Source organism: Massilia rubra, assembly GCF_011682065.1.
Taxonomy (GTDB): domain Bacteria; phylum Pseudomonadota; class Gammaproteobacteria; order Burkholderiales; family Burkholderiaceae_D; genus Telluria_A; species Telluria_A rubra.
This window is the reverse complement of the sequence record NZ_VUYU01000002.1, coordinates 260,591-283,784: the sequence shown is the minus strand read 5'-3', so window position 1 is coordinate 283,784 and position 23,194 is coordinate 260,591. Positions and strand designations below refer to the sequence as shown.

Genomic DNA, 23,194 nt, shown 5'->3' with positions numbered 1-23,194 from the left:
TTAGCAAGCCGCGTGGTTGACCGTCACCACATGGATCGCCAGCCCGCCGAGCGAGGTTTCCTTGTACTTGTCCTGCATGTCGGCGCCGGTCTGGCGCATGGTTTCGATGACGTCGTCCAGGCTCACGAAATGGGTGCCGTCGCCCTTCAAGGCCAGCGATGCGGCGGTGATCGCCTTGATCGCTCCCATGCCGTTACGCTCGATGCACGGAATCTGCACCAGGCCGCCGATCGGGTCGCACGTCATGCCGAGGTGATGCTCGATGCCGATTTCGGCCGCATTTTCGATCTGTTCATTGGTCCCGCCCAGCGCCGCCACCAGCCCGGCCGCCGCCATCGCGCAGGCGACGCCGACTTCGCCCTGGCAGCCGATTTCGGCGCCCGAGATCGAGGCGTTCTTCTTGCACAGCATGCCGATCGCGGCCGAGGTGAGCATGAAATCGCGCACCCCGCGCACCGGATCGCTCGGACGGCAATCTTCGGCGTAGTAGCGCAGCACCGCCGGGATGATGCCGGCCGCGCCGTTGGTCGGCGCCGTCACCACGCGCCCGCCGGCGGCGTTTTCTTCGTTGACCGCCATCGCGTACAGGCTCACCTGGTGCACCGCGTCGTGCGGCAGGTCGTTGGCGCGGTTGTCGCCGTTCTTGGCGTCTTCCGACTGCTTCCACAGATTGGCGGCGCGGCGCTTGACGTTCAGGCCTCCGGGAAGCTGGCCGGCGGTGACCAGGCCATGCGCGATACAGTCGCGCATCACCTGCCAGATCTTGTCGATGCCGGCGTCGAGGACGGCGCCATCCATGCGCGCGCATTCGTTCGCGCGCAGCATCTGCGGGATCGACAGGCCGCTGGCGCGGCCGTGCGCGAGCAGCTGGTCCATCGTATCGAAGTTGTAGGGAATCGGCGCGGTGCTCTCGCCATTGCTCTGGCGCGCCTGCGATTCGCCGGCGGCGTGAATGAAGCCGCCGCCGACCGAGTAGAAGATGCGTTCGATGACGCTGCCGTCATCGAGCTTGAGCGTGAAGCGCATGCCGTTCGGATGCTCGGGCAGCGATGAACTCTTGTGCCATACGAGCCCGGTGCGCGCCGAAAACGGCACTTCGTGGGTGCCGAGCAGCTTGATCACGCCATCGAGTTCGACTTCGGCCAGCATGTCGTCGACCCGCTCCGGATCGACGCCCTGCGGCGTTTCGCCCATCAGCCCGAGGATGACCGCCTTGTCGGTGGCGTGACCCACGCCGGTCAGCGCCAGCGAGCCATACAGCGCCGCCTCGATCCCCACCGCGCGCGCCAGAGGACCGCATTCGACCAGGAAGCGGCGCGCCGCCACCATCGGCCCCACGGTGTGGGAACTCGACGGCCCGATGCCGATTTTGAATAGGTCGAATACGCTCATGTCCATGTTTGTCTCTTATATGTTTTATAGGTGTGGGTAAAACGAATCAGGCAGCCTTTGTGAGGCTGACGTCGATATTGGCGAGCATGTCGGCCACCAGTTGATCGAGCCCGATCTGCGCCTTCCAGCCCCAGTCGGCGGTGGCTGTGCTGTCGTCCAGGCTTTGCGGCCAGCTGGCGGCAATCGCCTGGCGGCTGTCCGGTTTGTAGCCGATTTCAAAGGCCGGCATGGCGCGCCGGATCGCCGTCGCCAGCTCGGCCGGGTTGAACGACAGACCGGCCACATTATAGGCCGAACGCACGGCGATGTTGTCGGCCGGGGCGTCCATTAACTCGATGGTGGCGCGGATCGCGTCGGGCATGTAGATCATCGGCAGCGTGGTCTCGGGGCCGAGGAAGCACTCATAACGCTCGCCGCGCAGGGCCGCGTGGAAGATCGCGATCGCGTAGTCGGTGGTGCCGCCGCCCGGGGGCGACTTGTAGCTGATGATGCCGGGATAGCGGATGCTGCGCACGTCCACGCCGTACTTGGTGAAGTAGTACTCGCACAGGCGCTCGCCGGCCAGCTTGCTGATGCCGTAAATGGTGGTCGGGTCCATCACCGTGTACTGCGGCGTGCCCTGGGGCGGCGTGTTCGGGCCGAAGGCGGCGATCGACGATGGCCAGAACACGCGCAGCGGCTTGCCCGCCTCGCCGCGTTCGCGCGCCACTTCGAGGATGTTCAGCAGGCCATCCATGTTCAGGGTCCAGGCCTTGAGCGGGGCCTGTTCGCCGGTGGCCGACAGCAGCGCCGCCAGTTGGTACACCTGGGTGATGCCTTCGTCGGCCACCAGGGCCGCGAGGCGACCTTTATCGAGCACGTCGAGTTGGGTGTAGCGCGCGGCCTTGTAGACGTTGGCCGCGCCGATGTCGGAGGCGATGACGTTGCCCGCGCCATGTTGCTGCGCCAGCGCGCCGACCAGTTCACTGCCAATCTGGCCGTTCGCGCCGATAATGAGAATGCGTTCCATGTTCTGTACTTCCGTCTTATTAGTGTTCTTGATTCTTGAGAATGCCCAGCTCGCGCCCGGCCTGTTCGAATGCCTTCAATACCGTATCGAGTTGTTCGCGGGTGTGCGCGGCCGACAGCTGCACCCTCACCCGCGCCTGCCCCATCGGCACCACCGGGTAGAAGAAACCGCTCAGGAGCACGCCCAGTTCGTACATGCGGGCCGCGAAACGCTGCGCCATGGGCGCTTCGAACAGCATTACCGGCACCACCGGGTGCGTGCCCGGCTTGATGGTAAAGCCGATGCGTTCGATCTCCTTGCGGAAGTAGGCCGTGTTTTCGTGCAGGCGGTCGCGCAGTTCGGTCGACTTTGAAATGCGCTCGAGCACCGACAGCGAGGCGCCGGCAATCGAGGGCGCCAGCGTGTTCGAGAACAGGTAAGGACGCGATTTCTGGCGCAAGGTGTCGATCACTTCCTTGCGCGCGGCGGTAAAGCCGCCCATCGCGCCGCCCAGCGCCTTGCCGAGGGTGCCGGTGATGATGTCGATGCGGCCCATGACGTTGTGATGTTCGTGCGTTCCGCGCCCGGTCTTGCCCATGAAGCCCGAGGCGTGGCATTCGTCGATCATCACCAGCGCGCCGTATTGGTCGGCCAGGTCGCAGATCTTGTCCAGCTGGGCGATGGTGCCGTCCATCGAGAACACGCCGTCGGTGACGATGACCTTGTGGCGCTTGCCGGCGGCGATGGCCGCCTGCAGCTGCACTTCGAGGTCGGCCATGTCGTTGTGCTGGTAGCGATAGCGCCCGGCCTTGCACAGGCGGATGCCGTCGATGATCGACGCGTGATTGAGCGCATCCGAGATGATGGCGTCGTTCTCGTCGAACAGCGGCTCGAACACGCCGCCGTTGGCGTCGAACGCGGCCGCGTACAGGATCGTGTCCTCCAGGCCGAGGAAGGCGGAGAGCGCTTTTTCGAGTTCCTTGTGCACGGTCTGGGTGCCGCAGATGAAGCGCACCGACGACAGGCCGTAGCCGTATTTTTCGGTCGCCTCGATCGACGCCTGCTGCGTTTGCAGGTCGCCCGACAGGCCGAGGTAATTGTTGGCGCACATATTAATCAGGGTGCGGCCGTCGTCGGCCACCACTTCGGCGCCCTGGCGCGATGCCAGCACGCGCTCCGGCTTGTACAGGCCCTGTTCGCGCAGCGTGTCCAGCTTGTGTTGCAGGCCGCTGAAAAAGGCGCTTTTCGCTTGCTCGCTCATCATTATTCCTCGTCATGTGGTTGCCGGCTTGACCGACTGTTGGACTATGCTGTACCGTGTTCCGGATCAAACGACTTCAACCGCGTCGTGAAATTCCGTTATGTCGAACACAAATTCAATATAATGGATACTACCCAAGCCGGGTGCACTTGGCAACCCTCGGTTTCTTATATTTATGTAAATATTTTGCTTGACCACTTTGCCGAAAACCCGATGAAACAACCAGCACCGACCAATTCTCCACCTGAAGTAGGCGCGACCTTGCAACGTTTGCGGCTGGCGCGCGGCCTGACCCTGGAGGACTTGTCGCGCATCGCGGGCGTATCGAAATCCATGTTATCGCAAATCGAAAGGGAGAAGGCAAACCCCACGATCGCGATCACGTGGCGCCTGGCCAACGCTTTGGGCGTGGCCATCGGCGAGTTGCTCTCGAGCGATACGCGCCCGGTGGAAACCATCCGCGTGGTGGACGCCCACGAAACGCCGACCCTGCCCGGCGCGCACGCCGGCTATGTGCTGCGCATCCTGGGGCCGATGGATCTGGCTGGAAAGTACGAGTGGTACGAACTGACCCTGGCGCCCGGCGGCGAACTGGCCTCGCAGGCGCACGACCCGGGCACCAGCGAGCACATGACGGTGCTGCACGGCACCATGGAGCTGGAAGTAGGCAGCGACAAGAAGAAAATCAAGCTGGGCGGCACGGCGCGCTATCCGGCCGACCAGAATCACGTGATCCGCAACGTCGGCAAGACCGAAGCGAAGGCCTTGCTGGTGGTGGTGCACCGCTAGCCTGTTGCGGATGCTGTGCGCGATTCGGCGCCTTCGGGCACCGGATTGGCCTGAAGGCGCTGTGCGGCATTGTGCCTGATCAGGCGGCTCCGGGCGCCGATTCTGCCGACTAAGTAAGTGTGCAGAAGTTACAAGAATTTATGCGCACTTACTTAGCGCAGTAGCCGGTCGGTCGCGACGATGCGCACGTCGTGCATCTGGTCGAGGTAGGCCTCCAGATAGGCCTTGTGCGCCGCGCCGACGACCACCAGCACGCGCATGCCGGGCCGCGCGCTCATCACATCGCGGATGTTGGACGCCATCCGCAGATTGCGTGTCTCCCAATAGGCGACATAGCCACGCCCGAAGCGCTGCGGCGAGGGTTCTTCGAGCGCCGCGCCGAAATCGCTGCGGAAGGTCTCCTCGGCGGTGCCGGGGGCGTTGTACGCGCGATACATGGACAGCACGCCGGCAGCCGTATCGAGCCGGCTTTCGAGCGCCTTGGCCCGCTCGATGCGCGCCGCCGTGTAGCGGTTGTCCCAGGCCTTCGCAATGGCGGCGCCGGCGGCTTTCGGATCGGCGTCGGGAGAGTCGGCCGTGTGATCGTCCATTGGATACATCCGCTCGTGCCCGAGCCGAGCCGCCAGCACGGCCGCGATGCGGTAATGCTCGTCGGACCGCTGCAGCAGGCCGGTCAGGATCGTCACCAGATTCTCGTCCAGGCCGTCGCCGGCACGCCGCTCGTCGCCGGGCAAACGCAGCCATTGCACCAATGCCGACGCTGGTTCGCCGCCAGCCAGGAACAGCGACGCGAGCTTGCGGCGCTGTGCCGGGCCTGGCGCGGCCGGCCAGGCGGCCAGCAGACGCCCGGCCTGCGCAGTCGCCTCCGGCACATCCAGGCCCGTGGCCGCCTTCGCCGCCGCCGGATCCCAACAATACGATTTGATCGAATCGGCGTAACGCTGCGGATAGCTGCGCATGAACGCGCACTGCGCTCCGGACAGCGCCTCGATGGCGACCGCCTGCGGCTGCCACTGCGCCAGACGGTCGGTCAGCAGACTGAGCGTGGCCGGATCGAACGATGCCGGCAACTGGCGCAGGTGCGGTGTGGCGAGCACCATCAGCTCGTTCGGCTGGCCGCGTTGCAGCTTGTGCGCGCCCGGCGCGAACGGCGGCGATGCGGCGGCGGATGCCGGAACGTGGCAGACGACGGCAACAGCAGACAGGATGGCAAGCAGGCGGTGCATAAAGTTCCTCAACGCGATAGGGTCGTCCTGCCCGGCCGGGTCAGGTTCGGGCAGCGTATTGCTGAAGCTGCGCCAGCGGAACCGGCGTGCGACACAGCGCAGGATCGCTTGCATGAACTGCATGTGGCCGGGATGGGCCGGGACCGCGCTCAGCGCATCCTGGCGATCATCCGCGCCAGCACCAGCGCGGCCAGAGTGGCAAACACATGCTTGAACGTGTGGCCGCTGATGGCGTGAATGGCGCCGAGAATGGCGCCGTCGGCCAGTTCGCACAGCTTGGCCAGCACGTACAGGCCGATCGCGATGCCGAAGGCGCGCCGTTGCACCAGCGGCGCGCCGGTCTGCCATTGCAGCACAGGGATCAGCACCAGCGGCGCCAGTTGCAGCAGCAGGTAGGGGCCGAGGTTGCCGGTGGCGGACCACCAAAAGACGCTGGCCACGCCGAGTGCGCACAGCGCGGCCAGGGTCGGCAGCGGCGCGAAGCGCGCGGGAAAAGCATCGTGCAGGCTTGCCGCCAGCAGCGACACGCAGGCCAGCGCGATCGGCAGCCGGTCCCAGACCAGGCGCGTGTCGTCCGGCGCCAGGTGATACCAGGACGAGCCGAAGGCGGTCATCAGGATGGCGACGAAAAACATGATGTGGGCCGGGCGCGATGGCCGCACGTGCAGCAGGCCATGCAGGCCGATGAGCAGGAAGCCGAGGTTCGACAGCACATCGGCCGCATTGGCCAGGCCGGACAGCGCGCGGCCGTCGGCAAAGGCGTGGTAGCCGTCCGGTTGCAGGATGGGGCCGGCCAGCAGCATGGCGGCGGTCAGGATGGCGGCGAGGTACAGGGCGATGTTGGGTCGGGCGGCGGCGAGCTGCATGACGGTCCTTTGCGGTGGAAAGGATCTCACTCTGACGTGCGCGGCGGCAATGGCGAAAAATTTGACCGAAAGTACCGCCGAATGGGATGTTGAGTAGCGTCTGTCGACACTTTGTTGCGCCAACTGCCCTACCCGCGTCGTCCGTTCAACGAGATTGATCCGGCGTAAAGGCTGCGCTCAGCAGGCTTGCTTTCCGTTTAAGCCGCTCTTTTTCGATCGCGAATACTGGAAGCCTGCCCATCCGGGGCCGGCATCAGGAGAACCATCATGGAAGTCAGCCTTTTCATTACCCCAGCAGAAAACCAACCAGGCAATTATCTGGTGGTCGTCAACGGGGAAGGATTCTATAACTCAGTCAACAAGAAAGTCGGTGCGCGGATTCGCGGCGACGACGAGTGGTTCGATGACACGCTCTTCAGTATCGGCGGCACCGGCATCGAGCGCGTGGGGGTCGATGGCAGCTTTTCGCTGTCGAACACCGTGTCGGCCGGCCAACTGAACGAAGACTGGGGGCAGGATGAGGTGTATGCCCTGGTCAGCGTGGAAGGGCTCAGCGGCTCGTTCAGGAGCAATACGATCAAGCGCGATTTTTGAACCGCAAACGTGGCGACCCGCGCGCCGCATTCAACCAATCCAGACCACCAGGCCGGGACGCGATGTAATCCATCTGGTGGTCTCGTCGACCAAGCCTTGCATCCTGTTCGTCAGATAGTCCTTCGACGCATCTGTCGTATCTTCAAGATGAGCGATTCGATCTATCAGCACCTTCATTTGCGCAAGAAATTCGTCCAGGGTGGATGCGTCGACGATCTCATACGTCCCCCAGTTATCAACCATGGTCAGGCCATGCTCGGTTGCGATCGGTTCGAGAATGTCCCTGTGTATGCTTTCAATACAGACGCATAGGTAAAATTCGCGTTCGGCCTGGTTGAGCGGCTCATGAATCAACATTCCGACACTCACAGATACTCCGTTTTTCAGACATCGACCGTTTATGTCGACTCAACATCGTCCTCTCGCCGCCGGCGGCACGGCGAGGGGACGACAGACAGCTTTACTGCGCCGCCACCTTGGCCGGCTCGTTCATGCGCAACGCACGGCTCAGGAAGCCCCAGCGATCGGCCACTTCCTCGATCTGCTTGGTGGTCGGTTTACCCGCGCCATGGCCCGCCTTGACGTCGATGCGGATCAAGATCGGCGCGCTGCCTGCCTGCGCCGCCTGCGCCGCCGCCGCGAACTTGAAGCTGTGCGCCGGCACCACGCGGTCGTCGTGGTCGGCCGTGGTGATCATGGTCGCCGGATAGCACGCCCCCGCCTTCAGGTTATGCAGCGGCGAGTACTTCACCAGCGCCTTGAATTCGTCGGCGTTTTCGGACGAGCCGTAATCCGAAATCCACGCCCAGCCGATGGTGAATTTATGGAAGCGCAGCATATCGAGCACGCCGACCTGCGGAATGGCCGCGCCGAACAGCTCCGGACGCTGCGTCATGGCCGCACCGACCAGCAGGCCGCCATTGCTGCCGCCGCCGATGGCCAGTTTGGCCGGCGAGGTCACCTTGTTCGCCACCAGCCACTCGGCCGCGCCGATAAAGTCGTCGAACACGTTCTGCTTGTGCAGCTTGGTGCCCGCTTCGTGCCACGCTTCGCCGTATTCGCCGCCGCCGCGCAGGTTGGCCACCACGTACACGCCGCCCATTTCCATCCACGCCAGGTTGGCCGGCGAAAAGCCCGGGGTCAGCGACACGTTAAAGCCACCGTAGCCGTACAGGTAAGTCGGATTGCCGCCGTCGAGCTTGAGGCCCTTCTTCGAGACGATGAACATCGGTACCTTGGTGCCATCGCGGCTGGTGTAGAACTGCTGGCGCGTTTCATACGCGTTCGGGTCGAAATCGACGGTCGGCTTGCGGAACACCGTGCTTGCGCCGGTTTTCATGTCCAGTCGATACACCGTGGTCGGGTTGGTAAAGCCCGTGAACGAGTAGAAGGTCTCGCTGTCGCCCGGCTTGCCGTTGAAGCCCGCCGCCGAGCCGATGCCCGGCAGCGCGATCTCGCGCACCAGCTTGCCCTTGCGGTCCACGATCTTGACCATGCTGCGCGCATCGGCCAGGTACTGGACGATGAACTGCTTGTTGACCATCGATGCGCCGACCAGGGTTTGCGCCGTCTCCGGCACGATTTCTTTCCAGTTCTTCTCGGCCGGCTTGCGGGTGTCGATGGCAACCAGGCGCGAACGCGTGGCCTTCTTGTCGGTGCTGAAGTAGAACACCGGTCCGTCGTTGTCGATGAAGTTGTACGAGGCCTCGAACTGGTCGATCAGCGGCACCACTTTGGAACCTTGTTTGGTCAGGTCTTTGTAGAAGATGCGGTACTTTGGCGCGGTGCCCTTGGTGGCGGTGATGATCAGGTATTTACCATCGTTGCTGACCTCTCCGCCGAAGCCCCATTCCTTCTCGTCCGGACGGTCGTAGACCAGCGTGTCTTCGCTCTGCGGCGTGCCGACCTTGTGGAAGTACAGCTTCTGGAAGTAGTTGATGCCGGCCAGCTTGGCCGCTTCTTCCGGCGCGTCGTAGCGGCTGTAGAAGAAGCCCTTGCCATCCTTGGTCCAGGACGCGCCCGAGAACTTGACCCATTTCAGGTGGTCGTCCAGGTCCTTGCCGGTGTCGATGTCGCGTACTTTCCACTCGTTCCAGTCCGAGCCCGATGCGGCGGTGCCGTAGGCGAGGTATTTGCCGTCCGGGCTGACGGCGGTGCCGGCCAGCGCCACGGTGCCGTCGGCGGCCAGGGTGTTCGGGTCGAGCAGCAGGCGCGGCTCGTCGCTCAGCGACTTCATGGTGTAGAGCACCGACTGGTTTTGCAAGCCGTTGTTGCGGCTGTAGAAATAGCGCCCGCTTTCCTTGTACGGCACGCTGTAACGCTCATAGTTCCAGAGCTTGGTCAGGCGTTCCTTGATGGCGCTGCGCTCGCCGATCTGGCCCAGGTAAGACTGGGTGACCTTGTTCTGGGCGTCGACCCACTCCTTGGTCTCGGCGCTGTTGGCGTCTTCGAGCCAGCGGTAAGGGTCGGCGATGCTGGTGCCGTGATACACATCCTGCTGTTCGACTTTTTTCGTGACCGGATAGGTCGTTGGCGTTCCGCCGGGCAGGCAGGTCTGGGTCTGGACCTGGGCCAGGGCTTGTCCGCCGAATGCGGCGAGCAGGCTGGCGACGAGGACTGCATGTCTCATTTGCATGGTTCTGTCTCTTGGTGATATGGGCAACTTTGCCGGTGAAGATCATAGCGCGAAATGCCGGCCTTGGCGATGGTCGCCCCACCGGCCGTGATGGCGATTCGCTTGCCGGTCATGGTTTGGTGGATAATGTTCCATACCATCACTTACAAAACCCACTTCACATGATCAAGATGACCTTTGCAGCCGTCTCGCTCGCGGTCTGCGCGAGCGCGATGAGCCAGACTTCGCCGCAATTTGTCGCGCAATCGAGAGCGGGCCTGGAAGACCAGACAGCGGCGCATGCGGCCACGTGGGGGCTGGGTTCATCCGAACGCTGGAAGGCGGATCTGGAGGCGGGAACGATCACCTTCAGTTTCAAGGATGGCAAGACGGTCATCGCGCCGATTCAGGTGATCGGCACCTATAACAAGCTCGATGGCACGTTTTTGTGGGGCTGGGACCATCCTTCGGTTCCCGAACCGCTGCGCCATCACGCGGAACTGGCGCGCCAATGGGGCAAGAAAAACCATCTGCCCGATTACACGAGCCGCATGGTCAAGGTGAGCGAGGACGAGGCGTGGAACTTCGCGGCGGTGGCCAATCGCTTGGCCAATGCGAACGGCGTGTATCGGGGACCGAGCGGCACCACGATGGTGTTCATGAGTTTCGGAGAGGTCAAGATGCGGCAGGCGACCAAGCCTTGACAGGACATGCGACGCCAGTCCCGCGCCGGTCCACGGTACCGGCACGCATCGCCGCTCACTACGCCCTGCACTGCGCGCTCGCCTTCGGCGCCTGCCTGCTGACCTGGTGGTCGGTGACGTATCTCGCGGTCGACTCGCACTGGACCGGCGTGCCGCACGACGCCTTGTGGCGGCTCACCCTGCGCAGCCTTGAAGAGCAGTTGACGAACGGCGCCAACGCCTTTTTCTTCGTACCCTTGTTTGCCGTGGCGGCGTTCTGGTGGAGCCGTGTGGCGCGCCTGGTTTACCTGGCGGCGGCCTTGCTGCTGCTCGCCCTTGTACTATTCGACGACGGCAAGTACGCCCATCCGGGTACCGGCATCTGGTGGTGGAACGTGGCGCTTGCTTTCATCGCCATCATTCATTTTCCCTTCCATGGCGCGCTGCGCCTATGGCAACGGCGCGGACCTCAGGTCGAGCCGACCGACTCGGTGTAAGGCAGCGCCGACCTGGCCGGAGGCGTCCAGCCGGCGATCCAGCCAACCAGCTTGTCGGCGGCGATCGGCCGGCTCATGAAATAACCCTGGCCCTGGTCGCACCCCAGCGCGGCCAGCAGGCGCCACACCGCTTCGCTCTCGATCCCTTCGGCCACCACGCGCAATCCCATGTTGTGACCGAGGTCGATCGTCGAACGCACGATCTTGGTGTCGCCGATATCGTTTTCCATGTTCAGCACAAACGACTTGTCGATCTTGAGTTCATCGACCGGCAGCCGCTTGAGGTAGGCCAGCGACGAGTAGCCGGTGCCGAAATCGTCGATCGACAAGTCCACGCCCATCGTGTGCAGGCGTTCCAGCGTCTGCTGGGCGCGCACCGGGTCGTCCATGATCGCGCTTTCGGTGATCTCGAGGCAGAACGAGCCGGCCGAGAGCTGGTGGCGCGTGAGGATCTCCATGAACTTGGCCGGCAGGTCCTGGTCGAGCAAGTCGCGGGTGGACAGGTTGACCGAGATTTTCAGGTAAATCCCCTGCCGTTGCAGCTCGCTGCACAGCGCGGCCGACTGGTCCAGCACCCAGCGCGTGAGCACGCGGATAAAGCCGGTCTGCTCGGCGAACGGGATGAATTCGTCCGGGAACACGTTGCCGCGCTCGGGATGGACCCAGCGCACCAGCGACTCGACGCCCACCACTTCGCCGGTGTCGAGCCGGATCTTGGGCTGCACGTGCAGGCGGAATTCGTTGCGCTCGATGGCGTTGCGCAGTTCCGTGAGCAGGCCCAGGCTCTTGGCGCTCGACTTGTCCATCGCCGCGTCGTAGGCCACCGCGCCGTCGTTGCGCTGCTTGGCCGCGTACATCGCCACTTCCGCCATCGACAGCAGCGACTCGGGATCGGCGCCATTGATCGGAAAGGCCGCCATGCCCAGGCCGGCGCCGATGTCGACGGTCTGGTCGTCGAGCGAGAGCGGCGCTTCGAGCGCGCGCAGGATGCTGGCCGCCACCTTGTGCGCATGGTCGATCGAGGAGGCCGGCAGCAGCACCACGAATTCGTCGCCGCCCAGGCGCGCCAGTTGCGGTTGCGGGTGCTCGGCCGGCTGCAAGCCGGCCAGCAGCGCGCGCAGGCGCTCGGCCACTTTTTGCAGCAGGGCGTCGCCGAACGCATGGCCCATGACGTCGTTGACATGCTTGAAGCGGTCCAGGTCCATCATCAGCACGAATACCACGTGCTCGCGCTGGCGCGCCTGGTCCAGGGCCTCGCCCAGCAGGCGCACGAACTGGGCACGGTTGGGCAGGTCGGTGAGCGCATCCCAGTACGCGAGGCGGCCGATTTCCTGTTCGCGCTTGGCGATCGACTCGCGCATGCCGGCAAAAGCCTTGGCCAGCGCCCCGATTTCATCCGTGCGTTCGACGTCGATGCGGCCGTCGTAATCGCCGCGCTCCATGCGGCGCGCGGTGCCGGCCAGGTGGCGCAGCGGCTGCGCGATGCGCATCGCGGTGATCACCGCCGCGCCGCAGGCGACCAGGGTGGCGACGATGGTGAGGATCATCAGGGTGCGCTGCAGGCGCGTATATTCGGCGGTGGCGTCGTCGATCGAGCGCGCCAGCAGCACGTCGGCGTGGCGCCCGCCTTCGAGGCCGAGCGGCAGCAGGCGCGCGCTGTAGCGGATGCCGCCGACATCGAGGTCGAACGGGCGCGCCTGATTGTCGGGCAGCGCCTGCAGCGCGCGGGTGACGCCCGCCATGGCCGCCGGCGCCAGGGTCGACTCGAACGGCGTGAATGGCCCGTCCGGCTGGCGCGTGAAGATCGCCACGTCGAGCTGCGACAGTTCGCGCATGTCGAGCACCAGCTGGCGCTCGAGCGCAAAGCCCATCACCACCCAGGCGATCGTGATCGGCGCCTTGACCGGCATGACCACCACCTGCACCGGGCGCTGGTCGACGATGGCCATCGCGCTGACGCCATCGTGCTGCTCGGCGCGGTCGAGCAGGCTGAGCACCAGCTTTTCCAGCGCGCCGTTCTTGACGATCCCGGTTTCGACCGTGACCCGGCGTTCGCCGTCGATCAGCATGGTCATGTCGGCGCGCGCGCGCCGCCCGCTGTTGGCCAGCGCCGAAGCCACGGTGGCGCGGTCGTCCTCGTCGCCGTTGCCGATGGCCTGCACGAAGGCGGTGTCGCGCGCCAGCACCTGGGCCGAAAAGCGCTGCTTCTGGGCGTTCTGCTCCATCAGCTTGCGGAAGACTTTTTCGCCGTTGATCAGTTCGGTGGCGATGCTCGATCGCGCGTTGACATTGATGCCATGCTCGATCACCAGCAGGCCGATCGCCTGCACCGCCACGATCAGCACCAGGAACAGGCCGACGATGCGCCCTTCAAGACTGTTGAAACGCAAGCGCATGCGACTAAGGCGCGCCGGCGTCAGGCGCCGTGGGCTTCAAGGCCAGCTTGACGCTGGCCGCGGTGGCGCCCTCGCCCTTGACCACCACGCTCTGCTCGGCGGGGGCGCCGAGCATGTTGAAATGCCAGGACGTGAGGGTGTATTTACCGGCCGCGGGCAACTCGATGCGGGCCACGCCGGCGGCGTCGGTCTTGGCGAAGAACGGGGTGTCGACCACCTTGATGTACGCCACCATGCCATCGTGGATATTGCAGCCCAGTACCACGGTGCCGGCCTTGTCGAACACCTGTGGCGCGGCCGCCACGCCGGAATACAGTTTCTGGTCGAATTTCTTGGCGGGCGAGAAGGAATAGATGTGGTGCTTGACCTTGTCGAAGTTCGGGAACGAGATCTTGCTGCCGGTCTGGATCACGCTTACCAGCGGCATGAACTTGAGGCCGCGCTGTTCAATCTCGGCCGCTTTGAGGGTTTGCGGCACGGCCGCGTTGCCGTCCGGCGCGGCGCTCACGACCACGTCGGCCAGCGGCTTGCCGCTGCTGTCATGGACCTGCACCGCGATGGCGGCGGCGCCGGCGGCGGCGCTGGCCAGCGACAGTGCGGCCAGGGTGATCGAACGGAATAAGGTGTTCATGGGCGCGATTCCAGGGTGGACGATAAGCCCGCCCGGTGGGCGAGGCAGGTGCGGCCTGTTGGCTGACCTATTGTAGCGTCTTGAAGAAAGTTCCGAACAGAACTTTCAACCGAGTTAGTGCGCATGGGAACAAATGTATACGGCGCAGCGGCGCGACGTCAATGAAATGAACAAACACGGCGCCGCGCCGGGCGCCGCATCGGCCCGCTAGCGCCCGGCGCCGGGCGCCTTGGCGGACCCGGCACGGGCCATACGCCACTGCTGCGACTGGTCAACCGCCGCGCCGATCTCGGCCGGGGTGAGGCGGCGCGCCACGATGCTCTTGTTGGCGTTGGCCGTCTCGTCGCCGGCGTCGGCCGCCAGCAACATCCACATGTAGGAGCGCACGGCGTCGCGTTCGACCCCGCGCCCGCTGTTGTACATGCCGCCCAGGTTGTACTGGGCCAGCGCATGGCCCTGCTCGGCAGCCTGGCGGTACCAGCACACGGCCATGGCGTCATCCTGCGGCACGCCCTGGCCGTTGGCGTACATGACGCCGAGGTTGTTCTGGGCGCTGGCGTCGCCCTGCTCGGCGGCGCTGCGGTACCAGTGCACCGCCTGGACGTCGTCGCGCGGCACGCCCTGGCCGCTGGCGTAGATCACCCCCAGGTTGAACTGGGCGATGGCCGCGCCCTGCTCGGCCGCGCGGCGGTACCATTCGAGGGCGCGCAACTCGTCGCGCGGGGTGCCGCGCCCGTTCGCGTACATGCTGCCCAGGTTGTACTGGGCCAGCACGTGGCGCTGCTCGGCGGCGCGCGCGTACCATTGCAGCGCGCGCGGCTCGTCGCGCTCGACGCCCTGGCCGTTGGCCAGCATCACGCCCAGGCTGAACTGGGCATCCTTGTCGCCCTGCTCGGCGGCGCGCTGCAGCCAGGCGACGGCGCGCAAGGGATCGGCGCGCACGCCGAGCCCGTCGGCGTAGGCCACGCCCAGCTGGCGCTGCGCCATGGCGTTGCCCTGCGCGGCGGCCTGGCGGAACCAGCACAGCGCCTGTTCGTCGTCGCTCTCGACGCCCTGGCCGTATTTGTACATCAATCCCAGGTTCAGCTGGGCCGAGGCATCGCTCTGCATCGCCGCCTTGCGAAACCAGGCCATGGCCAGCGGATAATTGACCGGCGCGCCCTGCCCCGACAGATAGCACTCGGCCAGCAGGGTCTGGGCGCTGCCCACGCCCTGTTCGGCGGCGCGGTAGAACCAGGTCATGGCCTGCTCGTGGCATTGCCCCACCCCGCGCCCCTTGCGGAACATCAGCCCCAGGTTTTGCTGGGCCGAGGCGTCGCCCTGCTCGGCGGCCTGGCGGAACCAGGCGGCGGCCTCGGTATCGTTCTTGGGAACCCCGCGCCCGTGGTAATACATCGAGCCGAGGTGGTTCTGGGCGAACGCCAGTCCCTGCTGGGCTGCCTTGCGCAGCCAGCCGACCGCCCGCCCGTATTCGCCATCTTTCTTGTACATCAGCCCCAGGTTGAACTGGGCGTACGCATCGCCGCGCTCGGCTGCCTGGCGGAACCACATGTAGGTTTGATAGTTCTCGCGAATAGTATTCTGGCGGTCCATGCTTCATCCTTCGGCGCCAAGGCCGTTGAAACTACAGAAATATTGGGCTGCAACAGGCAACAAGCGACCTGAGAAGTATTGCTAAAATTTTAATAGAACAAGAGTGCCGGAGTTTGACTGGGCACAAGCGTCATAGCAGGTTGTCACGTTAAGGGGGCATGAAAAAACCCCGCTGAGATCGCTCTCGGCGGGGTTTGGTTTCAGCCTGAAACAAATTTGTGCTTGCGCTTGCTTAAAACTTGGTGCGAACGCCGAACAGGAAATTTCGGCCGGGCAGTGGCGAAACATCTTTCAATACCGAGGTCGAGAGCCGGATATCCTCGTTCAAAAGATTGCGCGCGATCATGAACCAGGTCAGGTCAAGCGTGCCCATGCGCTGGGTCCAGGACACATTCGCGCCCAGCTGGGTGTAAGCCGGGGTCGCATGCTGCTCGAAACTGGCGAGCCGGTCCTGGCTTTGGGCGCGCACCACCGACATGCCGGCGCGCAAGGGGCCGCTGCGGTAGCCGGCGTCGGCGCCGATGCGGGCGGCCGGCTGCAAGGGCAGGCTGCCGCCGTGATCGAGCTTGCCGCGCGAGGTGTCGGCAAAGCCGCGCAGGGACAGGCCCTCGCCGTGCTGGTTGTAGCTCACTTCCGCTTCGGCGCCGCGAATGCTGGCGTCGGCTTGCTGGTAGACACGTTGCAGCAATTCCTGTCCCGGATTGCCTTCTTCGTCGACCAGGGCGCCGCTGATATTGCCGTAAATGAAGTCCTTGACCTTGTTCTGGAACACATTGGCCTTCCAGCGCACCAGGCCCGTGACCTTTTGCAGCGACAGTTCGATATTGCGCGAGGTTTCCTTCTTGAAGTCGGCATTGCCGATATCGAAGGTCTGGGTGGCGTCGTGCGGGCCGCCCGAGTACAGTTCTTCGGTGGCCGGCGCGCGCTGCGCCACCGACACCGTCGCGCCCATGCTGTAGCCCTGGGTGAACGGCCACTGGGTGCCGACCGAGTAGGAAGCGAGGTCGAACTTGCGCTCGACGTTGCCGAGCGGGGTGCGCTTGACCGATTCCAGGCGCGCGCCGGCGTTCACGCGCACCGGGCCGACATCGCGTTCCTCGACCAGGAACAGCGCGCTCGACATCGAGTGCGTGACCGGCACCGTGTCCGGCCCGCCTTCGCCGCTGAGGGCGCTGAAGTGGGCGTTTTCGGTCTGCACGCCGAGCGTGCCGTGCCAGCCGGCCAGCGGCGCATGGGTCAGCTCGGCGCGGGTTTCGAGGGCGCGGTTGGTAAACAACACTTCCGGCTTGTTCTCGTCGTCGAGCTCGGCATGCTCGTAATCGGTGTAGCCGACCTTGAGCTTGATGGTTTCGACGCCGCCGAACGGCTTGTTGAACAAGGTATCGGCATCGTAGCGGATCTGCGACTGGTCGATCTGCGAGCCTTCCAGGGTTGGAATGCCGTAGCGGTTGTTCAGGGTCGAGACCGACACGCCGGCATGGCCCCAGTCGCCGATGAGCGAAGCGCCGGCGCCCAGGGTATCCTGGCGGGTGAACGATTGCGGCAGGCGGCCGGAGGCGGACGAGGGATCGTCCAGCACGCGGTTGTCGGGAATCTTGTAGTCGTCGGAGCGGCGGATATTGCCATCGATGTGCAGGCCGATGTTGCCGACCGCGCCATCGAGCGAGCCGGAGGCGCTGCGGCCCTTGTCGACCGTGCCGTAGCGGGTTTCCAGCTGGCCGGCCGGCTTGGCTTCGAGCGCGGTCGGGATGCGTTCGTTGACCACGTTGACCAGGCCGCCGATGGCGCCCGAGCCGTACAGCAGAGCGGCCGGGCCGCGCAGGATTTCGATCTGGCGCGCCACGGCGCCGTCGGCCGAGACCGCGTGATCGTTCGACAGGCCGGACACGTCGGCCACGGCCATGCCGTTTTCCAGCATTTTCACACGCGCGCCTTCCAGCCCGCGGATGATCGGGCGCGAGGCGCCGGCGCCGAAACCGGAGGCCGATACGCCGAGTTCCTGCGACAGCGTTTCGCCCAGCGAACCGCCGAGTTTGTCGCGCAATTCATCGCCCGACAAGATCTTGGTGGGCGTCAGGATCTGGTCGCCTTCGGACTTGCCGAACGGATTGGCGGTGACGATCACCCTGGGCACGACGGGATCGGCGGCGCCGGCGGCGGCGGCCGCGACCTGCGCGTTGGCGTAATTGAGGGTGGACAGGGCGGACAGGATCGCGCTGGCAAGCAGCGTACGTTGGACATTCATGCGATAAACCTCAAGCAAACAAACAGTGACAGACAGGCGCGCGCCGGCCGCGAACGGACAGGCGAAGCGCACATACATAAAGGGGGATGGAACTGGCTGTCAGGCCTGGGGTGGAGCGCGTGGTTCGAACGCGCGCAGGGAGCGCGCGCGGGCGCCCTGGGGAGCGATGGCCGCCGCCAGCGTGGCGCCGGGGTCGGTAAAGGCAAAGCCGTGCGCATGGCTGGCCAGCGGCCCGGCCAGCTGGGCGAAGGCCAGGCACTGGTCGCAGCTCTGGTCCTGGGCCACCGCGCGCGACAGCGCACTGCCGTCCTGGTGCGACGTTATCTGTTGCGCGGTGCTCCAGTGCGACATCACGTGCGAGGTCGCCATCTGCTGCGACATCAGCAGCAGAAGCGACAACAGGATGCGAATGAAGGACTGGCGGGTCATGGTGCCAATATTGTAAAGCGATCAGGCGGTTTGTGGCGGATTTTCTGCCAACCGTGCCGCGTCCGCCATCTGGCGCAGCCAGGCCGGCACCTTGGCCGCGCTCAACTTGTTCATCGACACCAGCAATTGCGGCGCGACCGAGCCGAAGCCGTAGGTCTGGCCCAGATGCCGGGCGATGTGGATCAAGAGGTCGGCCGCCACTTCGGCGTCGGCCTCGGCCCGGTGGGCGGCGCTGCGGAAACGAATCCCGAGCTGGCCCGACAGCAAGCCGAGTTTGTAGCTCGACAAGCCCGGAAACACGCGGCGCGACAGCTTGAGCGAACACACCAGTCCCTGGTGTCCCGGAACCATGCCCAGCCGCCCGGCCTCGGCGTGCAGGAACTTTTCGTCGAAGCTGGCGTTGTGGGCCGACAAGGCATCGCTGCCGATAAACTCCAACAATTGCGGCAACACCCGCTCGACCGGCGGGGCGCTGTCGACCATCGCCTGCGAAATGCCGGTCAGGTCCGAAATGAAGGCCGGAATGTACGCGCCGCAATTGACTAGGGACACAAAGCGTTCGGTCACGCGGCCGTTGACGATGCGCAGGGCCGCCACTTCGGTGATCCGGTCGCCACAGGCCGGCGACAAGCCCGTGGTCTCGAAATCGAGCATGACGATCGGTTTCTCGAACACGGCGCGCCCCTAACCGAACTTGCGCACGGCGTCGAGCGCGAGCCCGGCGCCAATGCTGCCGAACAGGTCGCCTTCGACCTTGCGGGCCTTGGGCACCAGTGCGCCTATGCGTTCGCGCAACATGCGCACGCCGCTCGATCCGCCCGTGAAGAACACGGTGTCGACCGCGTCCGGCGAGACGCCCGCATCCCTCAGCAGTTTCAGCACCGTCTGGTCGATATTGCCGACCAGGTGGCCGATAGCGTCGTCGAACTCGCTGCGTTGCAGCAGCAAGTCGACCGGCGGCGACAGGCGGTCGAGCGCGAGCGTATAGCTGGCCGCGTCCGACAGCGCGATCTTGCCTTCTTCGACCTGCATCGCCAGCCAGTGGCCGGAGCGCTCTTCGATCAGGCGTTGCAGGCGGCCCAGCTTGTCCGGCTCGCGGGCGTCGCGCGCCACGTCAGCCAGTTGCGCTGCGGCCTTTTTGGTGTAGGCCAGGTTGATGGTATGCCAGGTTGCCAGGTTGAAGAAATAGCTCGATGGAATCGCGCTATTGTTGTTCAGCAGGGTCTGGTAACCGAGCAGCGGCATCACCGAAGCCAGGCTCAGGTATTTATCGAAGTCGGTGCCGCCGATGTGCACGCCGCCGGTGGCCAGGATGTCGTCGCGCCGCTCGGCCTTCAAGGCCCGTTCGGGCGACAGGCGCACCAGCGAAAAGTCCGAGGTGCCGCCGCCGATGTCGGCGATCAGGACCAGTTCCTCGCGCCGGATCTGCGACTCGTAGTCGAAGGCGGCCGCGATCGGCTCGTACTGGAACGCCACGTGCTCGAAGCCGACCGAACGCGCCACCTCGGCCAGGGTATCCTCGGCCAGGCGGTCGGCGGCAGCGCTGTCGTCGATGAAGAACACCGGACGACCGAACACTGCGGAGGTGAAGGTGCGCCCCGCTTCGCGCTCGGCGCGCCGCTTGACCTCGCCGATGAAGTGCGACATCAGCATGCGGAACGGCAATGCGCGTCCGCCGACCTCGGTCTGGCCATCGATCAGGCTGGTCCCGAGCAAGCTTTTGAGCGAGCGCATCAGGCGCCCTTCATAGCCCGCAAGATAGCCTGCCAGGGCCGCGCGGCCATAGCTGACCTCCTCGTCCTCGGCGTTGAAAAACACCACCGAGGGCAAGGTTGCCTTGCCATCCTCGAGGGCGAGCAGGGACGACTGACCGGGGCGGACCCAGCCTACTGTTGAGTTTGACGTTCCGAAATCGACGCCGCAAGCATTCGCCATGGTACCCTTTAGATTAAGGGGCGATATTATACCAGAGCGCGCCTGAAACGGGCATTCCCGTGCTTTGTCTCCGTGGCGCAACTGAAATCGGCCTGTATCGCCGCGCGACATTACTCAACAGTAAAAGTATTGCCATATGGCAAGTCAGTGGGCTACACTGGGCAATCCGGTAAGGATTGTTACCCAGAAGAACAATGACCCACACGCCACCGCACAATCCCAGCATCGCCGACGTCAAGCAGCTGATCCACAGCGAAGCGCGCCGCGTCACGTCCTACGACGTGGCCAGCGCGGCCGGAGTGTCGCAGTCGGCCGTGTCGCGCTGCTTCAAGCCGGGCGCCAGCGTGTCGAAGGCGACCTATGCGCGCGTGATGCAGGCCGCCACCGAACTCGACTACACGCCGAATGCGGCCGCGCGCAGCCTGATCACGCGCCGCTCGAACCTGATCGCGGTGGTGCTGTCGGACATCGTCACCCTGCACTATCCACAGATCCTGTCCGAGCTGAGCCGGCAATTCGGCCAGCAAGGCATGCGCGTGCTGCTGTTTTCGCTGGCGCGCGAAGGCGATATCGGCGCCACCCTGGCCGACATCTGGCAGCACCAGGTCGACGGCGCGGTGCTGGCCGCCACCCTGAGCGCGCCCCAGGCGGCCGAGTTCGAGCGGCGCCGGATTCCCTTCGTGCTGTTTAACCGCACCCTGCGCGAAGGCGCGGTCAACGCGGTCGTGTGCGACCAGGTGCAAGGAGCGCGCCTGCTGGTGTCGCGCCTGGCCGCCGCCGGCCACAAGCGCTTCGCCATGATCGACGGCCCGCACGATTCGGCCATCGCGCAGGACCGCAAGCGCGGCGTGACCGCGCGCCTGGCCGAACTGGGACTGGCCGCGCCGCTCATCGTCAGCGGCGACTACGACTACGCCAGCGGCGGGCGCGGCCTGCGCGAGATCATTGCCGGCCTGGGTGGCTTGCCGGACGCGGTCATGTGCGGCAACGACCTCATGGCCATCGGCTGCCTCGACACGGCGCGCCACGAGTTGGGGCTGGACGTGCCGGGCCAGCTGTCGGTGACCGGGTTCGACGGCATGGCGCCGGCCGGCTGGCTCAGCTACAACCTGACCACCCTGCGCCAGCCGGTGCAAACCATGACCCTGGCGGCCAGCGCCATGCTGACCGGGCTGATCTGCTCAAGCGGCGCCTGCCCCGAGCGGCGCGTGTTTTCCGCCGCCGTGGTGGAAGGCGCCACGGCGCGGCTCGGACCGGGCGCCTGAGCGCGGCCGGCGTGCGCGCATGACGCCGCCGTGCGCCGCGAAGAGTTCCCTGGAAAACGCCGTCGTTTGAGCCTCGCCAAAGGCCGCACGGCGCGCAATCGTGTGCCGTGCGGCCCTCGTTATAGTCATCCGTGATACCGACGCACGGAGAGCCTGATGAGCGTATCCATCCTTCCCGGCCAGCGCGAACTGGCCTGCGACGAAGCGCATACCCGGCCGCATGGCTGGCGGCGCTGGCTGTACGCGACCAACCACAAGGATATCGGCACCCTCTATCTATGGTTTTCCCTGGCCATGTTCATGGCCGGCGGCGTGCTGGCCCTGCTGATCCGGCTCGAACTGTTCCAGCCCGGCCTGCAATTTTTCTATCCCGAGCTGTACAACCAGTTCGTCACCGTGCACGGGCTGGTGATGGTGTTCGGCGCCATCATGCCGGCCTTTGTGGGCTTCGCCAACTGGATGATCCCGCTCCAGATCGGCGCGTCCGACATGGCGTTCGCGCGCATGAACAATTTCTCGTTCTGGCTGCTGCCGCCGGCCGCGCTGCTGCTGCTGGGCGCCTTTTTCAGCGCCGGCGGCGCCACCGCGTCGGGCTGGACCATGTATCCGCCGCTGTCGCTGCAGATGGGTCCGGGTATGGACCTGACCATCTTCGCCATCCACCTGATGGGCGCCTCGTCGATCATGGGCGCGATCAACATCATCACCACCATCCTCAACATGCGCGCGCCGGGCATGACCCTGATGAAGATGCCGATCTTCTGCTGGACCTGGCTGATCACCGCCTACCTGCTCATTGCCGTCATGCCGGTGCTGGCCGCCGCCGTGACCATGATGCTCACCGACCGCCACTTCGGCACCACCTTCTTCAACGCGGCCGGGGGCGGCGATCCGGTCCTGTACCAGCACGTCTTCTGGTTCTTCGGCCATCCCGAGGTGTACATCATGATCCTGCCCGGCTTCGGCATCATTTCGCAGGTCATTCCCGCCTTTGCACGCAAGAGCCTGTTCGGCTACGCCTCGATGGTGTACGCCACCGCCGCCATTGCGATCCTCTCGTTCATCGTCTGGGCGCACCACATGTTCACCACCGGCATGCCGGTGACAGCCCAGCTGTTCTTCATGTACGCCACCATGCTGGTGGCGGTGCCGACCGGCGTGAAAGTGTTCAACTGGATCGCCACCATGTGGCGCGGCTCGCTGAGCCTGGAAACCCCGATGCTGTTCGCGATCGGCTTCATCTGGGTATTCACCATCGGCGGCTTGTCCGGCGTGCTGCTGGCGGTGGTGCCGATCGATATCCAGGTCCACGACACCTATTACGTCGTGGCCCATTTTCATTACGTGCTGGTGGCCGGTTCGCTGTTCTGCCTGTTCGCCGGCTTTTACTACTGGGTCCCAAAGTGGACCGGGCATATGTACAACGAGGGGCGCGCCAAGTTTCACTTCTGGAATTCGCTGGTATGGGTCAACGTCACCTTCTTCCCCATGCATTTTTTGGGCCTGGCGGGCATGCCGCGCCGCTACGCCGACTATGCAACGCAGTTCACCGACTTTCACATGCTCACCTCGGTCGGCGCCTGGTTGTTCGGGCTGACGCAGGCGTATTGGCTGTTCGCCGTGGTGCTGCCCACCGTGCGCGGCGGCGAGAAGGCGGCGGCCAAGCCGTGGGATGGGGCCGAAGGGCTGGAATGGACGGTGCCCAGTCCCGCCCCCTTCCACACCTTCGCCACGCCGCCGCAGATCAAATAGCCCATCAGCGAACACCGCCGATAACACAGCGAACACAG

General features: G+C 64.9%; 20 protein-coding genes. 6 read left to right on the top strand and 14 right to left on the bottom strand.

Translation table 11 applies throughout. From position 1 onward, the window contains the following. Genes F0185_RS03890 through kbl form a run of 3 tightly spaced genes read right to left on the bottom strand, consistent with a single transcriptional unit; the run spans position 1 to position 3,641 of the window. On the bottom strand, positions 1-1,398 hold the full coding sequence (locus F0185_RS03890) for an L-serine ammonia-lyase (RefSeq protein ID WP_166896559.1): 1,398 nt from the start codon (positions 1,396-1,398) through the stop codon (positions 1-3). A 40-nt stretch (positions 1,399-1,438) separates the two neighbouring features. Further along, entirely contained in the window at positions 1,439-2,401 is a 963-nt protein-coding gene (locus F0185_RS03885) for an NAD-dependent epimerase/dehydratase family protein (RefSeq protein ID WP_167221753.1), read from the bottom strand. 19 nt (positions 2,402-2,420) lie between these two features. Continuing rightward, positions 2,421-3,641, bottom strand: coding sequence for a glycine C-acetyltransferase (gene kbl / locus F0185_RS03880; protein WP_167221751.1), 1,221 nt, complete (start codon positions 3,639-3,641; stop codon positions 2,421-2,423). 213 nt (positions 3,642-3,854) lie between these two features. Between kbl and F0185_RS03875 the strand changes: the two genes are divergently transcribed. Then, positions 3,855-4,430: a helix-turn-helix domain-containing protein gene (locus F0185_RS03875; protein ID WP_167221750.1), complete on the top strand. Its 576-nt coding sequence runs from the start codon at positions 3,855-3,857 to the stop codon at positions 4,428-4,430. Between the two features lie 152 nt (positions 4,431-4,582). Here the strand turns inward: F0185_RS03875 and F0185_RS03870 are convergent, their stop codons facing one another. Continuing rightward, positions 4,583-5,770 carry a DUF5694 domain-containing protein gene (locus tag F0185_RS03870; protein WP_229476721.1) on the bottom strand — a complete coding sequence of 396 codons (1,188 nt, stop codon included), beginning with the start codon at positions 5,768-5,770 and terminating at the stop codon, positions 4,583-4,585. A gap of 35 nt (positions 5,771-5,805) precedes the next feature. Further along, positions 5,806-6,522, bottom strand: a complete 717-nt coding sequence (locus F0185_RS03865; RefSeq protein ID WP_167221748.1) for a hypothetical protein — start codon at positions 6,520-6,522, stop codon at positions 5,806-5,808. 267 nt (positions 6,523-6,789) lie between these two features. On the opposite strand from F0185_RS03865, the gene F0185_RS03860 reads away from it, so the two are divergent. After that, positions 6,790-7,116, top strand: coding sequence for a hypothetical protein (locus tag F0185_RS03860; protein WP_167221746.1), 327 nt, complete (start codon positions 6,790-6,792; stop codon positions 7,114-7,116). A 30-nt stretch (positions 7,117-7,146) separates the two neighbouring features. Here the strand turns inward: F0185_RS03860 and F0185_RS03855 are convergent, their stop codons facing one another. Continuing rightward, positions 7,147-7,473, bottom strand: coding sequence for a hypothetical protein (locus tag F0185_RS03855; RefSeq protein WP_167221744.1), 327 nt, complete (start codon positions 7,471-7,473; stop codon positions 7,147-7,149). 103 nt (positions 7,474-7,576) lie between these two features. After that, positions 7,577-9,751, bottom strand: a complete 2,175-nt coding sequence (locus F0185_RS03850; RefSeq protein ID WP_370663968.1) for a prolyl oligopeptidase family serine peptidase — start codon at positions 9,749-9,751, stop codon at positions 7,577-7,579. A 35-nt stretch (positions 9,752-9,786) separates the two neighbouring features. On the opposite strand from F0185_RS03850, the gene F0185_RS03845 reads away from it, so the two are divergent. After that, positions 9,787-10,434, top strand: a complete 648-nt coding sequence (locus F0185_RS03845) for a DUF6882 domain-containing protein (protein WP_370663976.1) — start codon at positions 9,787-9,789, stop codon at positions 10,432-10,434. After that, a complete protein-coding gene (locus F0185_RS03840; protein WP_167221742.1) occupies positions 10,431-10,910 on the top strand; it encodes a hypothetical protein in 480 nt (159 codons plus the stop codon). Before F0185_RS03845 ends, F0185_RS03840 begins: the two co-directional genes overlap by 4 nt. Here F0185_RS03840 and F0185_RS03835 read toward each other — a convergent pair. The 7 genes from F0185_RS03835 to F0185_RS03805 form a co-directional block, all read right to left on the bottom strand. Beyond that, positions 10,883-13,306, bottom strand: a complete 2,424-nt coding sequence (locus tag F0185_RS03835) for a putative bifunctional diguanylate cyclase/phosphodiesterase (RefSeq protein WP_167221740.1) — start codon at positions 13,304-13,306, stop codon at positions 10,883-10,885. The genes F0185_RS03840 and F0185_RS03835 overlap by 28 nt on opposite strands. 4 nt (positions 13,307-13,310) lie before the next feature. Then, a complete protein-coding gene (locus F0185_RS03830; RefSeq protein ID WP_167221738.1) occupies positions 13,311-13,937 on the bottom strand; it encodes a methylamine utilization protein in 627 nt (208 codons plus the stop codon). A gap of 207 nt (positions 13,938-14,144) precedes the next feature. Beyond that, positions 14,145-15,530 carry a tetratricopeptide repeat protein gene (locus F0185_RS35290; protein ID WP_167221736.1) on the bottom strand — a complete coding sequence of 462 codons (1,386 nt, stop codon included), beginning with the start codon at positions 15,528-15,530 and terminating at the stop codon, positions 14,145-14,147. A gap of 232 nt (positions 15,531-15,762) precedes the next feature. After that, on the bottom strand, positions 15,763-17,775 hold the full coding sequence (locus tag F0185_RS03820; protein ID WP_167221734.1) for a TonB-dependent receptor: 2,013 nt from the start codon (positions 17,773-17,775) through the stop codon (positions 15,763-15,765). A gap of 99 nt (positions 17,776-17,874) precedes the next feature. After that, a complete protein-coding gene (locus tag F0185_RS03815) occupies positions 17,875-18,204 on the bottom strand; it encodes a hypothetical protein (RefSeq protein ID WP_167221732.1) in 330 nt (109 codons plus the stop codon). Between the two features lie 21 nt (positions 18,205-18,225). After that, complete coding sequence (locus F0185_RS03810) at positions 18,226-18,879, bottom strand: 3'-5' exonuclease (RefSeq protein ID WP_167221730.1); 654 nt, start codon at positions 18,877-18,879, stop codon at positions 18,226-18,228. A gap of 9 nt (positions 18,880-18,888) precedes the next feature. Continuing rightward, on the bottom strand, positions 18,889-20,139 hold the full coding sequence (locus tag F0185_RS03805; RefSeq protein WP_167221728.1) for an Hsp70 family protein: 1,251 nt from the start codon (positions 20,137-20,139) through the stop codon (positions 18,889-18,891). Between the two features lie 194 nt (positions 20,140-20,333). Between F0185_RS03805 and F0185_RS03800 the strand changes: the two genes are divergently transcribed. Beyond that, positions 20,334-21,404: a LacI family DNA-binding transcriptional regulator gene (locus tag F0185_RS03800; RefSeq protein WP_167221726.1), complete on the top strand. Its 1,071-nt coding sequence runs from the start codon at positions 20,334-20,336 to the stop codon at positions 21,402-21,404. Positions 21,405-21,560: 156 nt separating this feature from the next. Next, the gene (gene ctaD, locus F0185_RS03795) at positions 21,561-23,156 is read left to right on the top strand and encodes a cytochrome c oxidase subunit I (RefSeq protein ID WP_167221724.1); all 1,596 of its coding nucleotides are present in this window, start codon (positions 21,561-21,563) and stop codon (positions 23,154-23,156) included. The last annotated feature ends 38 nt before the right edge of the window (positions 23,157-23,194 follow it).